12 protein-coding genes are annotated in these 17,097 nt (G+C 45.3%); 6 read left to right on the top strand and 6 right to left on the bottom strand.

What is annotated here, in order from left to right:
* Nucleotides 1–69 precede the first annotated feature (69 nt).
* Both QUA04_RS24435 and QUA04_RS24430 read right to left on the bottom strand, forming a co-directional pair.
* The gene (locus QUA04_RS24435) at nucleotides 70–912 is read right to left on the bottom strand and encodes a hypothetical protein (protein WP_333261912.1); all 843 of its coding nucleotides are present in this window, start codon (nucleotides 910–912) and stop codon (nucleotides 70–72) included.
* 81 nt (nucleotides 913–993) lie between these two features.
* Nucleotides 994–1,626 carry a transaldolase family protein gene (locus tag QUA04_RS24430; RefSeq protein ID WP_333261909.1) on the bottom strand — a complete coding sequence of 211 codons (633 nt, stop codon included), beginning with the start codon at nucleotides 1,624–1,626 and terminating at the stop codon, nucleotides 994–996.
* A gap of 279 nt (nucleotides 1,627–1,905) precedes the next feature.
* Here QUA04_RS24430 and QUA04_RS24425 point away from each other — a divergent pair, with 279 nt between their 5' ends.
* Complete coding sequence (locus tag QUA04_RS24425; protein WP_333261906.1) at nucleotides 1,906–2,130, top strand: hypothetical protein; 225 nt, start codon at nucleotides 1,906–1,908, stop codon at nucleotides 2,128–2,130.
* A gap of 379 nt (nucleotides 2,131–2,509) precedes the next feature.
* Here the strand turns inward: QUA04_RS24425 and QUA04_RS24420 are convergent, their stop codons facing one another.
* Nucleotides 2,510–3,673 carry a quinone-dependent dihydroorotate dehydrogenase gene (locus tag QUA04_RS24420; protein WP_333261903.1) on the bottom strand — a complete coding sequence of 388 codons (1,164 nt, stop codon included), beginning with the start codon at nucleotides 3,671–3,673 and terminating at the stop codon, nucleotides 2,510–2,512.
* A gap of 230 nt (nucleotides 3,674–3,903) precedes the next feature.
* On the opposite strand from QUA04_RS24420, the gene QUA04_RS24415 reads away from it, so the two are divergent.
* Entirely contained in the window at nucleotides 3,904–6,825 is a 2,922-nt protein-coding gene (locus QUA04_RS24415; protein ID WP_333261901.1) for an ATP-binding protein, read from the top strand.
* A 332-nt stretch (nucleotides 6,826–7,157) separates the two neighbouring features.
* Here QUA04_RS24415 and QUA04_RS24410 read toward each other — a convergent pair whose 3' ends face one another.
* Nucleotides 7,158–7,616: an ABA4-like family protein gene (locus QUA04_RS24410; protein ID WP_333261897.1), complete on the bottom strand. Its 459-nt coding sequence runs from the start codon at nucleotides 7,614–7,616 to the stop codon at nucleotides 7,158–7,160.
* A 176-nt stretch (nucleotides 7,617–7,792) separates the two neighbouring features.
* Between QUA04_RS24410 and QUA04_RS24405 the strand changes: the two genes are divergently transcribed.
* Nucleotides 7,793–8,803 carry a leucine-rich repeat domain-containing protein gene (locus QUA04_RS24405; protein WP_333261894.1) on the top strand — a complete coding sequence of 337 codons (1,011 nt, stop codon included), beginning with the start codon at nucleotides 7,793–7,795 and terminating at the stop codon, nucleotides 8,801–8,803.
* Between the two features lie 295 nt (nucleotides 8,804–9,098).
* On the opposite strand, the gene QUA04_RS24400 is transcribed toward QUA04_RS24405, so the two are convergent.
* Complete coding sequence (locus tag QUA04_RS24400) at nucleotides 9,099–10,598, bottom strand: NAD(P)/FAD-dependent oxidoreductase (RefSeq protein WP_333261891.1); 1,500 nt, start codon at nucleotides 10,596–10,598, stop codon at nucleotides 9,099–9,101.
* A gap of 70 nt (nucleotides 10,599–10,668) precedes the next feature.
* On the opposite strand from QUA04_RS24400, the gene QUA04_RS24395 reads away from it, so the two are divergent.
* The 3 genes from QUA04_RS24395 to QUA04_RS24385 all read left to right on the top strand — a co-directional run bounded on the left by QUA04_RS24395 (nucleotide 10,669) and on the right by QUA04_RS24385 (nucleotide 14,961).
* On the top strand, nucleotides 10,669–12,360 hold the full coding sequence (locus QUA04_RS24395; RefSeq protein WP_333261889.1) for a hypothetical protein: 1,692 nt from the start codon (nucleotides 10,669–10,671) through the stop codon (nucleotides 12,358–12,360).
* 182 nt (nucleotides 12,361–12,542) lie between these two features.
* Nucleotides 12,543–13,538: a pentapeptide repeat-containing protein gene (locus QUA04_RS24390; protein WP_333261886.1), complete on the top strand. Its 996-nt coding sequence runs from the start codon at nucleotides 12,543–12,545 to the stop codon at nucleotides 13,536–13,538.
* Between the two features lie 91 nt (nucleotides 13,539–13,629).
* A complete protein-coding gene (locus QUA04_RS24385; protein WP_333261882.1) occupies nucleotides 13,630–14,961 on the top strand; it encodes a serine/threonine-protein kinase in 1,332 nt (443 codons plus the stop codon).
* Between the two features lie 276 nt (nucleotides 14,962–15,237).
* Here QUA04_RS24385 and QUA04_RS24380 read toward each other — a convergent pair whose 3' ends face one another.
* Nucleotides 15,238–16,989 (bottom strand): GAF domain-containing sensor histidine kinase, encoded by a 1,752-nt coding sequence (locus QUA04_RS24380; RefSeq protein ID WP_445242362.1) that lies wholly within the window; start codon nucleotides 16,987–16,989, stop codon nucleotides 15,238–15,240.
* Nucleotides 16,990–17,097 lie beyond the last annotated feature (108 nt).

The following is a 17,097-nucleotide window of genomic DNA, read 5'->3' as shown; positions in this document are numbered from 1 at the left end:
CTTCTTTGAACACAACTTGATATTTTTTATTATATCATATTAGTTGTTTGTGTAATTAATTTTGTTTGACTACTTAGTATCCCCCGGCACGAGGTTGGAGGCAAAAGAAGTAAACGCCACAAACCGCCCGTCGGCTGAGATGGAGGGGCTTTGGGAGACACTGTTCCCCTGATTGCCTGCTGAGCCAAAAGAGACGCGGGTGGTGGTATTGGTGAGCGTGTCCCGCACAAAGATGTCTGTGTAAGCGTTGGTATCCCCCGGCACGAGGTTGGAGGCAAAAGAAGTAAACGCCACAAACCGTCCGTCGGCTGAGATGGAGGAGACGTTGAAGAAGCTACTAAAGTTCTGCTGATTGCCTGCTGAATCTACTGACACGCGGGTGGTGGTATTGGTAAGCGTGTCCCGCACGAAGATGTCGTTGGTATTGTTAGTATCCCCCGGCACGAGGTTGGAGGCATAAGAATCAAACGCCACAAACCGCCCGTCGGCTGAGATGGAGGCCCCGTCCGAGGCATCGTTCGCCTGATTGCCTGCTGAGTCTATAGAGACGCGGGTGGTGGTATTGGTGAGCGTGTCCCGCACGAAGATGTCGTTGGTATTGTTAGTATCCCCCGGCACTATGTTGGAGGCATCAGACTCAAACGCCACAAACCGCCCGCCGGCTGAGATGGAGGGGCGGTAGGAGTTACGGTTCCCTTGATTGCCTGCTGAGTCTAATGACACGCGGGAGGTGGTATTGGTGAGCGTGTCCCGCACGAAGATGTCGTAGCTATTGTTAGTATCCCCCGGCACGAGGTTGGAGGCATCAGAAGTAAACGCCACAAACCGCCCGTCGGGTGAGATGGAGGGGGTGTAGGAGAAACTGTTCCCCTGATTGCCTGCTGAGTCTACAGAGACGCGAGTAATAATCATAAGCCCTCACATTCCCTCACATTTAAGAGTACAAGTTTGGAGATTCCCTAATCTTACCCACAGCAGACAAAATAGCTTCGCTCATATTCCGCGCCCGTTTTTGGCAAATTCATCCACAGTTTGCTGCGATAATTCGTGAACTGTCATTGCTTGCAATACATCAAAAGGCAATGTTAAATGATGGGCGCCAGCTAATAAAGTCTTTACAGCTTCGGACGGCGATTTAATACTAGCTGCCAAAATCTCAGTATTAGTTCTCTGCAACACATTTGCCATATCTTGGACTAAGGCAAAACCGTCTCCCAACAATCTGGTGGCGCGATTCACGTAGGCGATCGCATATTTAGCACCCGCTTCTGCTGAAACAACTGCTTGTGATGCGCTGTAAATAGCTGTCACCGCGCAAGGAATTTCCGGTGACAAATGCGCTACTGCTTGGAAACCCGCCGTCGTTGCTGGAACTTTCAACACTGTTTGCTGTCCAATTAATTCAAAAGCCGCTTTTCCTTCTGCTACCATGCCATCAAAATCAGATGCAGTTAGCTGATAATAGACTTCCCCAGGAATAAGTTTTGCTAGTTGTTTGAGCGTCACATCGGGAGATAAATCGCTTTTTCCCAGGAGGGTTGGATTAGTAGTAATTCCCGAAAGCCAGCCGAACTTGCTCGCCTCTTTTGCTTCTGCTACAATTGCAGTATCGAGATAAATTCCCATCAGCTCTACACCTTTATTTTCTTAGTTTATTCTGAGGTTTCCGAGGCTTAGTTTCACTTTGATGTCATTGAGCATCAAATTGATTGTTAGGTATTAACTGTAGCAGATTTGTGAAAACATCGCTAGTAAGTAAAAATAACAATTAAGTGATGGGTATCACCTCACTTGCTGATTACGATCGCCATGTAAGAAAACTTCGATCGCCAAATGCCGGAAACAAACAATTTATATTTGTAGTATGGGTTATGTATGCAATAACTCAAGGAGGTGACTCATAAAATGAGAGAAAAAGAAAATCATCAGTCACAAGTCAGTCTTGAGGTATCTTGTGACAAAGCGGAGTTGAAAAAACCAGCAGCCACTCAAGACTTGCCAGAAAATGATAATTCTCAAACCGAGTCTCAAACATTTGAGAATCACGGTGAAGATGGTTTGAAGGCTCTAGCACGCTTAATGATGGTGAGTCTAACTTGGTCGCTGGCAGGACTTTCTAAACCTAAGTAAATTTTTGGGCTATTGGTTATATCGTTTCCGGTTGGATGGGAATGATCAAGTCAAGGTCGCACAATTCCACATTCCCCCACGAACCACTCCCGACTCCCCATCATAAGGAGTGTAACCAGAATTGATATTATTGGTTATTGGTAATAAAGACTGGTATTCTGCCAGAGTGCCATAAATCTTTAAGTTTTAACATCCAATTCCTCATCTCTAGCCTGTACTTTTTATAGTACAGGCTTGCCCATTGCCCAATCGGATGGGACTCAATGCCTCATCCCTAGGCTTCGCCCAATTCCCAATATCAAACTTTTATTTATATCAACCGTTTTGGCGGTTGCTATAAATCCGCCCCAAAGACACAACAATGTTGTGTCCGGATCTGCTACTTAATGTTTTCCGAACCAACTGCCTGGGAAATCGAATTAAATCCTTTTTCTTCTAACTTTTGCAACAAACCTTGGAGAATCCGACGCACCATCCAAGGCCCTTTGTAAACCCAACCAGTGTAGACTTGAATTAAACTCGCACCCGCGGCTATTTTTTCCCAAGCATCTTCGGCCGTGAAAATGCCGCCAACTCCAATTATGGGTAATTCGCCTTTTGTATATTGCCAGATAAATCGGATTACTTCTGTCGATCGCTCCCGCACCGGAAGCCCGCTAATTCCCCCGGCTTCTTCGGCGATTGGTTTGCCTGTTTCTCGCAATATTTGTGTTTTCAATCCGTCGCGGCGGATGGTGGTATTTGTGGCGATAATTCCTGCTAGTTGGTAGGTTTTTGCTAAGTCGAGGATTGATACGAGATCCTCCGACTCCAAATCCGGCGCAATCTTGACTAAAATTGGCTTGATTCCCTGATTTTCTTGTTGCAAAATTTCCAAAATTGTGCTGAGCCCAGCAGCATCTTGGAGCGATCGCAACCCAGGCGTATTCGGAGACGAAACGTTCACTACAAAATAGTCACCCCAATCTTTCAGCAGCTTAAAACTCTCCAAATAGTCTGCTGCTGCTTGCTCTAACGGTGTTACCTTAGATTTACCGAGATTGATGCCCAAGGGGAACCGAGACTGAGGCATGGGGCGCGAGGCATCGAATTTTGACTGTTTCTGTGCTGCCTCAAACCGGGCTGCCATTGCCGCGGCTCCTTGATTGTTAAATCCCATGCGGTTGAGGGCTGCACTGTCCTCCGTCAACCGAAACAAGCGAGGTTGGGGGTTTCCCGGCTGTGGTTGACAAGTGACAGTGCCGAGTTCGGCAAAGCCAAAGCCAAAATTTGCCCAAATGTCAGCAGCTACGCCGTTTTTATCAAATCCCGCAGCTAAGCCGACAGGATTGTTAAAGCTCAGTCCCCACAAAGATTGTTCGAGGCGAGAATCTTGGACTCCCAAAGATTTCTGCAATCGAGAGAGCATTTGGCTGGTTGCGGGGTTTGACTGGGTTCTGGCTGCGAGTTCGAGAATTTGAAGAGTTCGGTTGTGCAGCCACTCGGCATCGGTTTTCAATACGGAAAACAACAGCGGGCGTACACTTGATTGATAAATATCCAATGATTTGTACTGGGGCAATTTACAAATTAGAAATGAGAAGGGAAATAACAATATTCACGAGCCGACAGCGAAGGCGAAGTTTTTACTTCAACTTCGATCAACTTTATCCCATGTTTGAGATTGAAGGATAAGTGAGACGATTATATTATAAGTTGATTCTTTGGCTTTTTAATTTTTTGAACTTTTAAGTTAGTAATTTTAAATTAGACAAGGTGCGGGGAAGCTTGGAAATGGGGCAGCAGCAAAGACCAAAGGATTTAGACGAACAAATCGCGACCCTAGAGCGCGTTCTCCAGACTCTCCGAGAAGAGGAGAATGTTGATGTGCTACTTTCGACCACACTCGGTTACTTGCAAGCGGAATTTGACTGGCGGTTGATTTGGATCGGGTTGTACGATCGACAGGCCCACAGATTGTTCGGGAAAGGCGGCATGACTCCTAACGGCGACCAGTCTTTTCTCAAACAGCGCTTTGCCCTCAGCCCGGGGGATTTGCTGGAACAAGTGGTGATTCAGCTCCGGCCGGTGGGAGTCCCGGATTTGCGATCAGAAAACAGAGCCGGAGAATGGCGCAAAGCAGCTCAAACTTTCAATATTCAAGGCACGACTCTGTTTCCGCTGCGCTACAAAGACCGCTGCTACGGCGTGATTTTGCTCGGCACTGAGGTGTGGGGAGCGTCGCCCAAGTCGGGGGAAAAAACGCAGTTGGCGATCGTATTTGGAGCGCTGGCAACTGCTCTTTACCAAATAGAAAAAGACTGGCAGCGACAACAAGTTAAACACCCAGATGAGTATCTTTTAGCGCTGATTTCTCAGTTGGGGGAACTGCGATCGCTCGACCAATACTTGCAAGCTGTTGTCGAACAAACTCATGAATTTATCGAGCCGACGCGCACCAATGTTTATTGGTTCGAGCGAGAGCGGCGCTATTTTTGGCGCCGAGTCAGCAACCGCGAAGTTACTCCGGGTTTGGGCGGGCCGGGCCGAGCAGCTTCGGGCATCACCGTCCAAGACTTGGGCGAATTTTATCAGGCTTTGGGCAGGGAAGAAATGGTTTGGATCGGTGAATCTCAAAGTTCTCTGAAAACTGAGCTGACGGGACGGTTGATGCAGCAAATCCGCGCTCGCTCTCTGTTGGCTGCGCCGATTGTTTCAGAAGGGGAATTGTTGGGATTTTTGGCAGTCGAAGCCGGCGAGCCCCGGATTTGGCAAGACAATGAAAAGCATTATCTGCGGGGAGTGGGGCAGTTAGTGGCTCTGACGGCTCCTGTCTCGGAGATGGAGGAGAAAATTCAGCAAATTGAGATCGATCGAGATTTAACTGCCGGAATAGCTCACGCCATCTACAGCGATGCTGACTGGGAGGCGACTTTGAAAAATACCGCCGAACAGTTGTGCGGGCGGCTCAAATGCGAATACTTTTTGCTGCTGCTGTATGGCGAAGAACAAAATCGCTTTGAAATTGTCTGCCAAAATTTGCCCCGCAATCGCAGGTCAGTGCCGTCGCCACTCAACGCCCTAGATGTGGCTGACGTGGGGCTGTTGCAAGAAAGTGCACCTGTGGCTATTGAAAATTGGGAGGAAGACGGGCGGTTGGGCGCTTGGCGGGAAGTGTTGGGGGAAGCTGGGGTGCGATCGCTTTTGGCATCGAGCACTCGGGCGAAAAAGGAAGAGGGAGAAAACCCCGATCTCAAATCGAAAATCGCCAATCGCAAATCGATCGAGGGTTTGCTGGTTGTCGGACACAATGCAACTCGCACTTGGAGGCGATCGGAGCAAGAATTAGTTCGGCTAGTGGGCGAACAACTCGGATTGATCCTGCACTCGTGGCAGCAGAGTTCGGCAATCGACAAATATCAGCAATTTGAGCGATCGCTCAAATCGGGTTTGGCGGTTTTGCACCATTCTCCTGATGAGCAATCTGAGCAAGAGATATCTGCTGCTTCACCGACGATGTTCCCAGAGTTGCCGCTACAAAAGCTCGATCGTAACTTTGCTCAACACGTTTCCCAGACACTTTCCTGTCCTTTAGTAGCCGTAATTACTTGGAATCCCGGTGAGGAGGAAGGTTCCATCGTAGCGACGGTAGCTGCCAATCCCGTATTTGCCCTCAATCCCGAGGCGGTGATTCCTGTCAAAACAGATGCTTTGATCCAACAAACCCTGGCAGAAGCGGGCGTGCTGCAACAGAGCACGAGCCAACTCCCACTAGCGACGAAGCGGTGGCTCCGCAGTCCGGGAATTGGCGAGATTCTGACGGTGGCGCTGCGGACTGCCCCAGAACACGCTCCGGCGGGCATTGTGGTGGCTGCAGACGCTCCGGGCCGCCAGTGGTCGGAGTTGTCGGTGAGTTTACTCAGCTCGATGGCGTCTCAGTTGGCTTGGTGGCGCAGGTATTTGGCGGTGCAATCGGCAAGCGAGTCGCAGCGATTGGATCTGGAGTTGCTCAACTGGTACAAACAGCGCCGTTTTGAGGAGTTTTACCGCACGGTGGGAGCGGGGGTGAAGGAGTTGGGGGAGTTGAGTCAGTCGATTTTGCAGTCGGTGAAGGAACAAAAGGATGCTCTGAAAATTTTGCGCTACCAACAGGTTTTGCGGCAAATGGGCAATGCTTTGGGGTCAACTCATTTGCTGCTGAAACAGGAACATTGGCGGCTGCAATTCGCACAAGATGCGGTGCCTGTGAGCGCTTGGCTGAGGCGATCGCTTGATCGAACGGCCTCCCTGGTCAAACACTCGAAAGTCTTGCTGGATGTGCACAGAGAAGCTGCTGTGTCGATGCCTGCGGGTCAGACTTTGAGCGTTCGCGGGGACAGCATCAAGCTCGATTTGATCCTGTGCGAATTGCTGGCGACGGCTTGCAGGCGCTCTGCTGTTGGCGCCAAGATTGAGATTCGCTCTCAGTTGTTGGGGGAAGATTTGTTAGAATTGTCTGTGATCGATAGCGGCGCGTGCGATCGACACTTAATTGCTGCCTTCAACGGCGATTCCGAACCCGATATATTAGCGGTTTCTAGTTCCAATAGGTCGATCGTGCAAAATCTTTTAATTTGTCAGCGAGCAGTACGCTTAATGGGGGGAAACTTTTCTATAGAAATGTTAGAAAATAATTTAATTGTGGCTCGTTTAGTGCTGCCCCTAGCCAATTCTTAAAATTCTGTACGGGCGAGTTCACCCTATCTGCAATTCACATACTAGGTACTTATAAACCAGCCCCCACCCAACTTCTAGCGGTAAAGTGCTTCAGGTGCACCCTACATAATTAGGTGCTGCGTCCAAGAGTGGATGATCGATCTCAACTCCGCTTGTATTAGATCGAGTTCTGTTATGGAGTAAGATTAAATGAACCGCGAAGACGCAAAGAGCGCGAAGGAAGAACTGCACCTTCTTCTTTCTCTTCCTTCGCGTCCTTTGCGCCTTCGCGGTTTAATCATTCCGATGCAACCGGATGCGATATAACATCCAAGGTATTAAAAACCCTCTGCCTAAACCGACGGAGTAACAGTTGCCGCCGCCTCAGAACTGGGGAAAAACCTTTGAGTAATCCAAGCAGTTACAATATGAGAAAGCAATCCCATCGGCCCAGCAAAAAAACACAAAGCCAAAGAATGAACCGTCCAAACTCCTGTCCGCTGTCCTTCCAAATAAATCCAGCGCCCGACAAACAAATCCATCACTAAAAAATGTATCCATCCCGTAGCCGCCGCCGTTTCCTCTCCAAGAAACTTAGCAATATCTGCTAGCTTGGGATTGGACAAAGCTGCCGCATTTTCCGCAGTCAGACTGCTACCAAACAAATATATGTACAAAGCAGCTAGCACTGCAAACGGAATGAAGGAATTCATCACTTTTCGGGTAATTCCCCAGTTTGGTAATAAAATCATAATTGCCCAGAAAGGCACAACGAACAGATTACCGGCATTAAAAATTAGTTCGGGTGTCATAGTTGGCTCTTGGCTCCTGCGAATGAATGCAATTAAGGATATTAAGATTACTTTACACAATTTTTGCTAAAATTTATCAAAACCAGAAAAAATCTCATTCGCAAATGGAATAGAATTGCTATACTTATCTAAAATTTCAAATTTTCCATCCAAAATCGATTAAGGCAGCACAGCCCATGACAACTTATAATAACTTTTCCGAGTGGTGCAAGCACAAAGAAAATCTCTCGACCAGCGCCAAACATACCGTAGAAATACTGTTGCAAATATCAGACACGGCCGAGTGCGATCGAGCCAACGAACTGCTTTCTAATACAACAGAACTTAACCTCAAAAATCTTCAAATTACCGATATCAGTCCCCTCTCATCTTTCACTCAACTTACTAATCTCATCCTCGGCAGCAATCAAATATCTGACCTCGCTCCACTGCAATCTTTAACCAATCTGAAAACTCTGATTATGGATGTCAATCAAATATCAGATATCAGTCCGCTTTCATCTCTAATAAATCTGACTAGACTCGTTCTCGATACCAATCAAATCTCAGACATCAGTCCCCTAGCAGGTCTAACTAATCTTACCGCACTTGTCTTGTTTGACAACAAAATTTCTGACATCAGTCCCGTGAAAGCTTTAACGAACTTAAATGCGCTGATTATCTACAAAAATCAAATTTCAGATATCGCTCCTTTGGCAAATTTAACTGAACTCCAGACACTCTATCTTTACAATAATAAAATATCGGATATCACCCCGCTGGCTTCCTTAAAAAATCTCACTACGCTGTTTCTCTTCGGCAATGAAATATCAGACCTTACTCCGCTGGCTTCGCTAACTAACTTAAATAAATTGGTTTTATTCCAAAATCAAATATCAGATATTAGTCCTTTGACATCGCTCACTAATTTAATTGAACTAAACCTCGGTAACAATCAAATATCAGACATCAGTCCGCTGAAATCGTTAACTAATTTGACTGAACTTTATCTGTTCAACAATCCGATTTCCGATAGCAGCGCGCTACAAGGTTTAAATAATTTATTTTTACTAGACTTGTACAATAATCAAATCTCTGATATCAGTTCCCTGCAATCTTTGCAAAAGTTAACTACGCTGGACTTGCGTGGCAATCCCATTGTTAATAAAATTTGCCCTGTCAATCCTGAATCTATATGTCGGTTTTAATTAATTATTAAGGCCGAGGCAAGATGGCGGTTTATAGAGTATAATATTTAAGATTTAAGGTAAATATCAGGAGAAAGTGATGAGCGGACACGATGCTTTAATGTTAGGATTGCTGCTGTTACCAGGTTTGGCTTTGTCGATCGCAATTATGGGCGCTTTTGCCGCTGGTGGATAATCAGTCTTTAGCACTCATCAGCGCTTCAGCAAGCAGTATACTGGTTCCAAAAGGGCGGGTTGATCTATTTTGATTAGCCGGAAGTATCTTTGGCAAAACCCGCCCATTTTCTCTACCAATTTACAAAAATTGTGCTGTAACATCGGAATTTACCAAAGTATTCGCGCACAAAATACCCGATGCTGCGACGGCGGGTACGCCAATTCCCGGCATGGTGCTGTCTCCCACGCGATACAAGCCTTTGACTGGTGTTTGCGGGCCGGGAAATGTCCCTTTTCCGGCGGCAATTGCAGGCCCGTAAGTTCCTTGATATCGGCGCAAAAATCGGGCATGGGTTAGCGGTGTGCCGATCGACTCTAAGACTATCCGCGATCGCAAATCCGGTATAATTTTTTCTAAAGCTTGAAACAGAGATTGCGCTCGCTCTTGCTTTTTCTGCTGATACAATTCGCCATATTCCCAACCTTCGTAAGGTTCCAATGTATAAGCGTGAACGGCGTGATGTCCGGGCGGCGCCAGAGTTGCATCCCACACTGTAGGAATCGAAATCATGCAAGTATTTCCGGGTACTGTAATGTCAATCTTGCTGTCGTGAACGACGACGTGGTGGCCGGTCAAACCTTCGAGTCCTTCGGCTTTAATTCCTAAATGAAGGTGCATAAAACTCTCTACGGCTGGCATCGACAAAGCGCTTTTTCGGTAGCCTTCCGGCAAATCTTCAGGCCGCAGTAATTTTGTATAAGTATCCCAGATTGTGGCATTTGAAATGACAATTGGGGTGCGGATAACTTCGCCATTTTGCAAGCGAACTCCGGTTGTTTTGCCGGATTCAACTAATATTTGCTCGACGGGAGTTCCCAGGCGCAACTTTCCTCCCCAGCGCTGCAAGCCTCTGACTAAAGCATCGACGATCGCACCGCTGCCGCCGACAGGATATTCGATCGCACAGCGCGATCGTTCGCCAATCATAAAAGCTATTTCCGGCGCGACAGTTCCGTGCGCTTTCAAACCCGACAGCAAAAAGCACTCCAAATCGATCAAACGCCGCACCCAAGGATCGCGCACATCCCGATCCATCAAGGAACCGGCTGAACCCGCGATCGCACCTACTAGCGGCAACAGCTTCAGCAAAGCAGGCGAGTACCGAGACAGCAAAACAGGTATCAACTGCCAGTCGGATCTCAGCGCTAAAGCCGGAATTCCACGCAAAGCTTCATACAAAACTAATAAATTTTGTTGAAATTGCTGCAATTCTACAGCACCTTGCGGTGCGAACTTAGCTACAGCATCTAAGTAACTTCTCGCATCAGCATAAATCGGCAAACTTCCCTCTGGAAAATGGTAATGCCCCAGCGGATCGTAGGAAATTGCTGCGATCGATTCCTCCAAAACATCAAAAACTTGTCGCAAAGGATTGAACGACCGGGGGTCAGTCAAACCGCAATAAAAAGAAGGCCCCGAATCAAAGTGAAATCCCCGGCGCGAAAAGCTGTGAGCTGCCCCGCCCGCTATTGTGTGGCTCTCGCAGACGAGCACCCGCTTGCCGTAACGAGCTAGCATCGACCCGGCGACTAACCCGCCAATACCGCTGCCAATTACGATCGCATCAAAGTCTTGCATTTATCAAATGTGGTATAATTGTATTATTTCTTGCTGAGTGTTGACAGGGTATTTTTATGGGAGGAAAACTATGAAAGCTTTATCTATTTTAGATGAAGTTGTTCGCGAATTAGAACAAGACGTGAATATCTCACGCATTAAAAAAATAATATTTTTTGCTTGTAAAGAGTTTTGGGAAAACGACCCCGCCCAACTCGCCAGCGCAGATGTAAGGATTTTAATCGAAGAACTGTGCGCCAAGTACAGCAGGTTAGAAGATATTGAAGCTGTTTTAAATAGTATAGTCTCTAAGGTTAATAAAAAAACCGAGTATGCTTTAGTAACCGACCTCATAGTCTGTCAACTTAGCAGGCTGTATGAATTTGAAGATTTCACCAAATTAGAAATAAACATATCTAGTTTTGGCGGTCAGGAAGCTCCCGCATTTGAAGAACACTTTAGTTCGGAAATACCCAGCAGCGAAGAAAAGGCAAGAAACCCCGGCACTTTATTTGATGTCCGACAAAAAATTTTGCAGCAAACAAATCCGCTGAGGGCGAAAATCCTAATTTTTTCTACTCTTTATCACCACTTTACTTTTAGCGATCGCGACTGGCTCCTGCTGAAAACTCAAGAACTTGACACTCTACTGCGACAACTGTTTAATGTCTGTGGCAGCCTAGCCGAACTGGAATCTCAGTTGTACAGAACTGCTAGTAATCTCGACAACAGAGATGAAAACGACCAAGCTGCTAGCGTCATCATCAAAGCGATGAATCCTTGTTACGCAAAAATGCAACAGGAAGAATCCCATGAAGCCGAATCTTCGGCTAGTGAAGATTACGATCAGACACATTTAAACAACAGTGTTTATGAAAAAAGCGAGCTGGTGGACAGGCGCAGCGATTATTTTGATCCAGGCGAGATTACTCACATCCTTCAAGCTGCTCCACCTCACTATCATTATGACCCCCAGAAGAGTTACTTAGTGCCGGACACGGCAGAAAATGTAGCGTTTAAAGAACCCGAAACCAGCAATAATTATGCTACCGATTTCAGGCAGGAAATGGTAGAAACATTCCCAGTTGCAGAAATGCCGACTATTATCGAAATCTTAGAACCGGCGACTCCTGTTATTATAAATATTAGCGATTCCATCAAACGCAAGTTGGAATTGGAAGAAGAAATGACAGAATTAGTCAGTCAAAGTGCTAACTCCGCAACGGCGCAAATAGAAAATATATTCACCCAGTTAGAAGCTGCTTTGAACGGAAAATTTTCTACGGGAAGTGTAGAGGATCGTTTGTACTGGAAATATAAAAATCTCAGAGAGTATGTAGGGAAAGTTCAGAAGTTTACCGATAAGTTGCTGGAAATTTTAAGCGAATTGGAGTCAAAAGAAAGCGGGAAATATCCTTCTGAAATTACAGAAAACCTGACCGACGATATTTCTGAAATACCTCGGGAAAACTCTAGCCATAAAGCAAATCAGTATCAGCTTCTAGAAATGGCAAAGCAAGGCAAACCAAAGGCGATCGCCCAATTGCTCAATCAATTGCTACAGCCTAAAGGAATTGCTGCTACAGCGGGATTTAAAGACGGTTGGCTCCATGTGATTCTGGAGTCTACTGAAGTACCGAACCAACAGGCTACAGCTACATACATTCACAAAAAACTGTGTACTTTAAAATCAAAATATCTTACTCATGTGAAAATTCACGGACGACAGTTAGGTAGCAAAACAGTCTTATGGACTCAAGAATTTGTCAATCAAACTCATTAAATGCTCGACTCAAGTCTGAGGCTACATAAACTAAGTCGGCCTGCGTCAACTGAAATTCAAGAAATTTCATCAAATTTCTCAGACTCAAGTCTGGCGCTACAAAAACTAAGTCCGCCTGCGCGAACAGAAATTTAAGAAGTCTAGAAATAGCAGATTGTACCTAATTAACAACAAAAACAAATATGAATGCCAGCGAAATTTTAAGGCGATATACATCAGGAGAACTAGATTTTCAAGGTATGAATCTCAGAGGGGTATACCTGAGCGGTGCCGATTTAATTGGCGTCAATTTAAGCAGTGCTGACCTCTGGGGTGCAAACTTAGCGATGTCGTACCTGAGCAGAATTAACCTTCAACGCGCAAATTTAACTAATGCAAAGTTGTGCGGTGCTAACTTAAATCAGGCCAACTTGAGTGGAGCAAATTTGTCTGATGCAGACTTCCACGGAGCGACTTTGCAAGGTGCAGACTTTCGCAAAGCTAACATCTCTTTGGCAGTTTTTATTGATGCAAATTTGAGCGATGCAGATATGCGAGGTGTGAATTTGCAAGGTGCAGATTTGCGCGGGGCGTGCTTGCGGGGTGCAAATTTGCGGAAGGAGGTGCGGATTTTTGAGGGTGCAAATTTGCGGGGTACAAATTTGCAAGGTGCAGATTTGCGGGGCGTCAATTTGCAAGGTGCAGATTTGACTAAAGCTAATCTCAGTCACGCGAATTTGACAGAAGCATCTCTGGGGGAAGCAAATCTGACTCAGGCGAATTTGAGCGAAGCTATTTTAGATGGCATATATTTGACTGAAGCAACTTTGGTAGAAACAAATTTTTCCTGGGCTGTAATGACAAATGCTAAGTTGGAAAGAGCTGTGTTACTTGATGCTGAATTTGCTGGCGCTAACTTGCGGGGTGCATTTCTTCCTGATGTTAAGTTGAGCAATGCTAATTTAGTTATGGCTGACTTGAGTCGAGCTAACTTGGTGAGGGCTGATTTGAGTCGAGCTAATTTGAATCAGGCAAATTTGAGTGAAGCTGATTTGACTGATGCTTACCTGGCTAGAACTGATTTGCGCGAGGCAATTTTGCACCGCACAATTTTGATTAGGGCAGATTTGAGCACTGCTAATTTAGGGGGTGCTCAGTGGCGCGGTACAATTATGCCGAATGGAGAAATGCACGGATAATTACTTGTACTAGCAATTTAACGCTCTAGGCAAAATAGTGAATTTAATAGTTAAGGAAATTTCATATAATTAAAAAAAAGAGGGCCATGCTGTGTTAGATTCCGGAAAAATTTTACAAGAACGTTATCAATTGCAACAGCGTTTAGGACGCACAGCGGCCGGTCATCAAACTTGGCTAGCAGTAGATTTAGAGTCTCAAGAACAGGTGACGCTGAAAATGTTAGCTTTTAGCCCGGAAATGCAGTGGGAAGAACTCAAGCTTTTTGAACGAGAAGCACAAGTTTTGCAGGCGCTAAATCATCCCCGCATTCCTTGCTATCGAGATTATTTTTCCCTGGAGAGGGAAGCCGGAGCAGGATTGCCTTGGTTTGGATTGGTGCAAGATTATATTCCGGGTTTTTCACTTCAGGAATTATTAGAAAAGGGGGAGCGTTTTTCAGAAAAAAAAGTACGAAAAATTGCCACTGAAGTGCTAGAAATTTTAATTTATTTGCATGAATTAAGCCCCCCAGTTTTGCACCGAGATATTAAGCCAAGTAATTTAATTTGGGGGGAAGATCAGCAGGTTTATTTAGTAGATTTTGGGGCGGTACAAGCTCAAGCGGCGGTGACAGGTGTAACGTTTACAGTGGTAGGAACGAGTGGCTATGCACCCTTAGAACAGTTTTGGGGGCGGGCGGTGGTGGCTTCGGATTTGTATGCTTTGGGAGCTACTTTAATTCATTTGTTAACGGGGGTGACTCCTGCGGATTTGCCACAGAAAGATTCTCGGATTCAGTTTAGCGATCGTGTGAGTGTGAACCCCACTTTGGTAAGCTGGATTGAGAAGATGACGGAAATCGCGTTAGAAAAGCGTTTCAGCAAGGCTAGAGAGGCTTTAGCAGCTTTGAAATCGGGAAAAATACAAGGGGCTAAGCTTCAAATTCCGACTGTTTGGAAAATTGCTAAACCACCTCACTGTCGCATTCAAGTTAGCAAATCAGCAACGGAGTTAAACATTAAAATTCCGTCTACTTTAGCCAGAAAGCCTTTTTTAGGTGCTTTTATAGGAATATTAACTATACTGCTATCTTGGCCGATAGTCTTAGCATATTTGCAAGTAAATTTCAGTATGGGATTAGGGTTTTTTCCGCTTGTAGCAACTATGTTACTTAAAATTATGGGCAATGGTACTAAAATTACCTTTAACCGGAACTACTTTAAACTGGAACATCAGATATTTGGTTGGAGTTATTTACGACAAAGGGGGGAAGTTTCTGAGATTTTGGGTGCTTTTCTATACAATACTTATCAGGGAAATCAAATCAGGATTCGTTCAGGTAACGAGAGGGGAACTTACTTTTATACTTTAGCAACAAATTTGAAAGAGGTTGAGGCGGCTTGGTTAGCGCAAGAAATTCAAGATTGGTTAAATTTAAGATAAATTTTTGTAGGGCGAAGCCTTGGTGATTAATTTTTTTGTATAATAGACATTTCGCAACTAAAAATGGGTGACGCACTCACTTATAGGGGGTCTAAAATACAGCATGTTCCAGGTTCATTAAGTACAGTAGCAACAGCCTGTAAACCAGACTGCTTGATCAAAAAAATGATCCTACTTTAAAATCGTTATGCCAAGGCTTTCAAAAAAAGACCCCAATCAAAGTCAGTATATTTTAATTACGCGATCGCCCAAAAAGCCTTGAATTTTAATTCAAATTTATCCCTTCACAGGCAAAACGATCGCAAACTCAGTACCAACTCCAGGCTCGCCATTAACCTCGATGCTTCCGCCATGTTTCTCTACCGCAATCTGATGGACAATTGCCAACCCCAATCCAGTGCCTTTGCCGACACCTTTCGTCGTGAACAAATGGTCGAATATCTGCTGTTTAAATTCCTCTTTTATCCCGGTGCCGTTATCAGCAATTTTAATTTTAATGTACCGTTCGCCGACTATATCCGTGCAAATGGTGATGCGGTTTGGATTGGCGGTAATTTCGCTAAAAGTGCGTCCTATATTTGACTCTTCCAAGGCATCGATCGCATTGGCAAGGAGGTTCATGAAAACTTGATTCAATTGACCGGGAAAACATTCGATTTTAGGGAGATTGCCGTATTTAGTTATCACTTCGATCTGCGGTCGATGTTCGTTTGCTTTGAGGCGGTGTTTCAAAATTAAAATAGCGCTATCAATGCCTTCGTGAATATTAAAAGGAACTTTGTAGTCTTTGTCGCCTCGGGAGAAGGTACGCAAACTGTTGCTGATGCTGCAAATGCGTTCGCACCCGAGTTGCATGGAATCAATCATCTTCGGTAAATCTTCCAAAAGATAATCGAGGTCTATCTCTTCGGCGTGGTCGGCTATTTCCGATTGGGATGCACCGGAGCGATACAATTCTAAGTGTTCGATAACATCTTCCAAACTTCTTTTACCTTCGCTTAAATTGCCAGAAATAAACCCAATCGGATTGTTAATTTCGTGGGCTACTCCGGCGACTAAATTACCCAATGCCGACATTTTCTCGCTTTGGACGATTTGCAGTTGTGCTTGTTGTAAATTTTTTAAAGTTCCTTCTAGCTGTTGATTTTGCTCTTGCAAAAGTTCGGCTGCTCGCTTGCGCTCAGTGGCATCAACACCCAAACCAATAATCCCGATTGTCTCGCCATGGGAATTTTTTAACTGCACTTTCGTGATTTCTAAATCGTGTAGTTTGCCATCAACAAGTCTGAGAATTTCGCTGGAGTAATGCGGCAAATCTTGAGCAAGGCAGGCGGCATCAGAAACCAGACAGCCCGCTGCATTCTCCCCCAGTATATCTTTATAATGATCGACAGCTAGGAAATCGCTTAGAGGCACCCCCACATCTTGAGAAATGGTCTTGTTCACAAACTGTACTTTACCACTGGGATTCACCATCCAAATCCAAATCGGAGCGACATCAAGAATCGCTTGGAGCATTTTCTTCTGATCGGCAAGCTGAGCTTCGGTTCGGCTAATTTTTACTAGCGATCGCTCTAATTGTAGGTTGTAATCCTGATATTTTTTGTATAGCAGAGCATTTTGCAAACAGATGGCTGCCTGGGAACACAGTAGATTGAGAAGTTGCAGGCGATCGCGGGTAAAAACTTTTGCGGTTAAGCGATTTTCCAGATACAAAATGCCGACTAAGTTGCCACGATCGAGAATCGGCCAACACAACAGGCTCTGCGGTTGGTATTTGAGGATGTAGGAGTCGGAATCCCAATCACTTTGTTGAGCGAGATCCCGAACAATCACAGGTTTCAATAAATTTTTAACGCAGTCAACAATGTTGAGGGGCAAGATACCGCTGTTTTCATCGAGTTTTGCGGATGATAAGTCGATCGCCCACTCGACTCCCGAATTGTCGAGCGTGCTGGTAGCCACGATTTCCCATTGATTGCCGTTTGGCAAAATCAGCGCTCCTTTGTTAGCTCCTGTATTTTTCATCGCCAGTTGCATCAGTTTGGCAATCAGTCGAGCTAGTACAGCTCGGCGTAAGTAGACAGACTATATTTGTGGTAGAATAACATAGTTAGTTTAGACCAGTTCCGGTAG

The organism is Microcoleus sp. S13_C5 (genome assembly GCF_036700845.1).
Lineage (GTDB): Bacteria > Cyanobacteriota > Cyanobacteriia > Cyanobacteriales > Microcoleaceae > Microcoleus.
The sequence above is the reverse complement of the archived record's forward strand: the minus strand, read 5'-3'. Positions and strand labels throughout refer to the sequence as shown.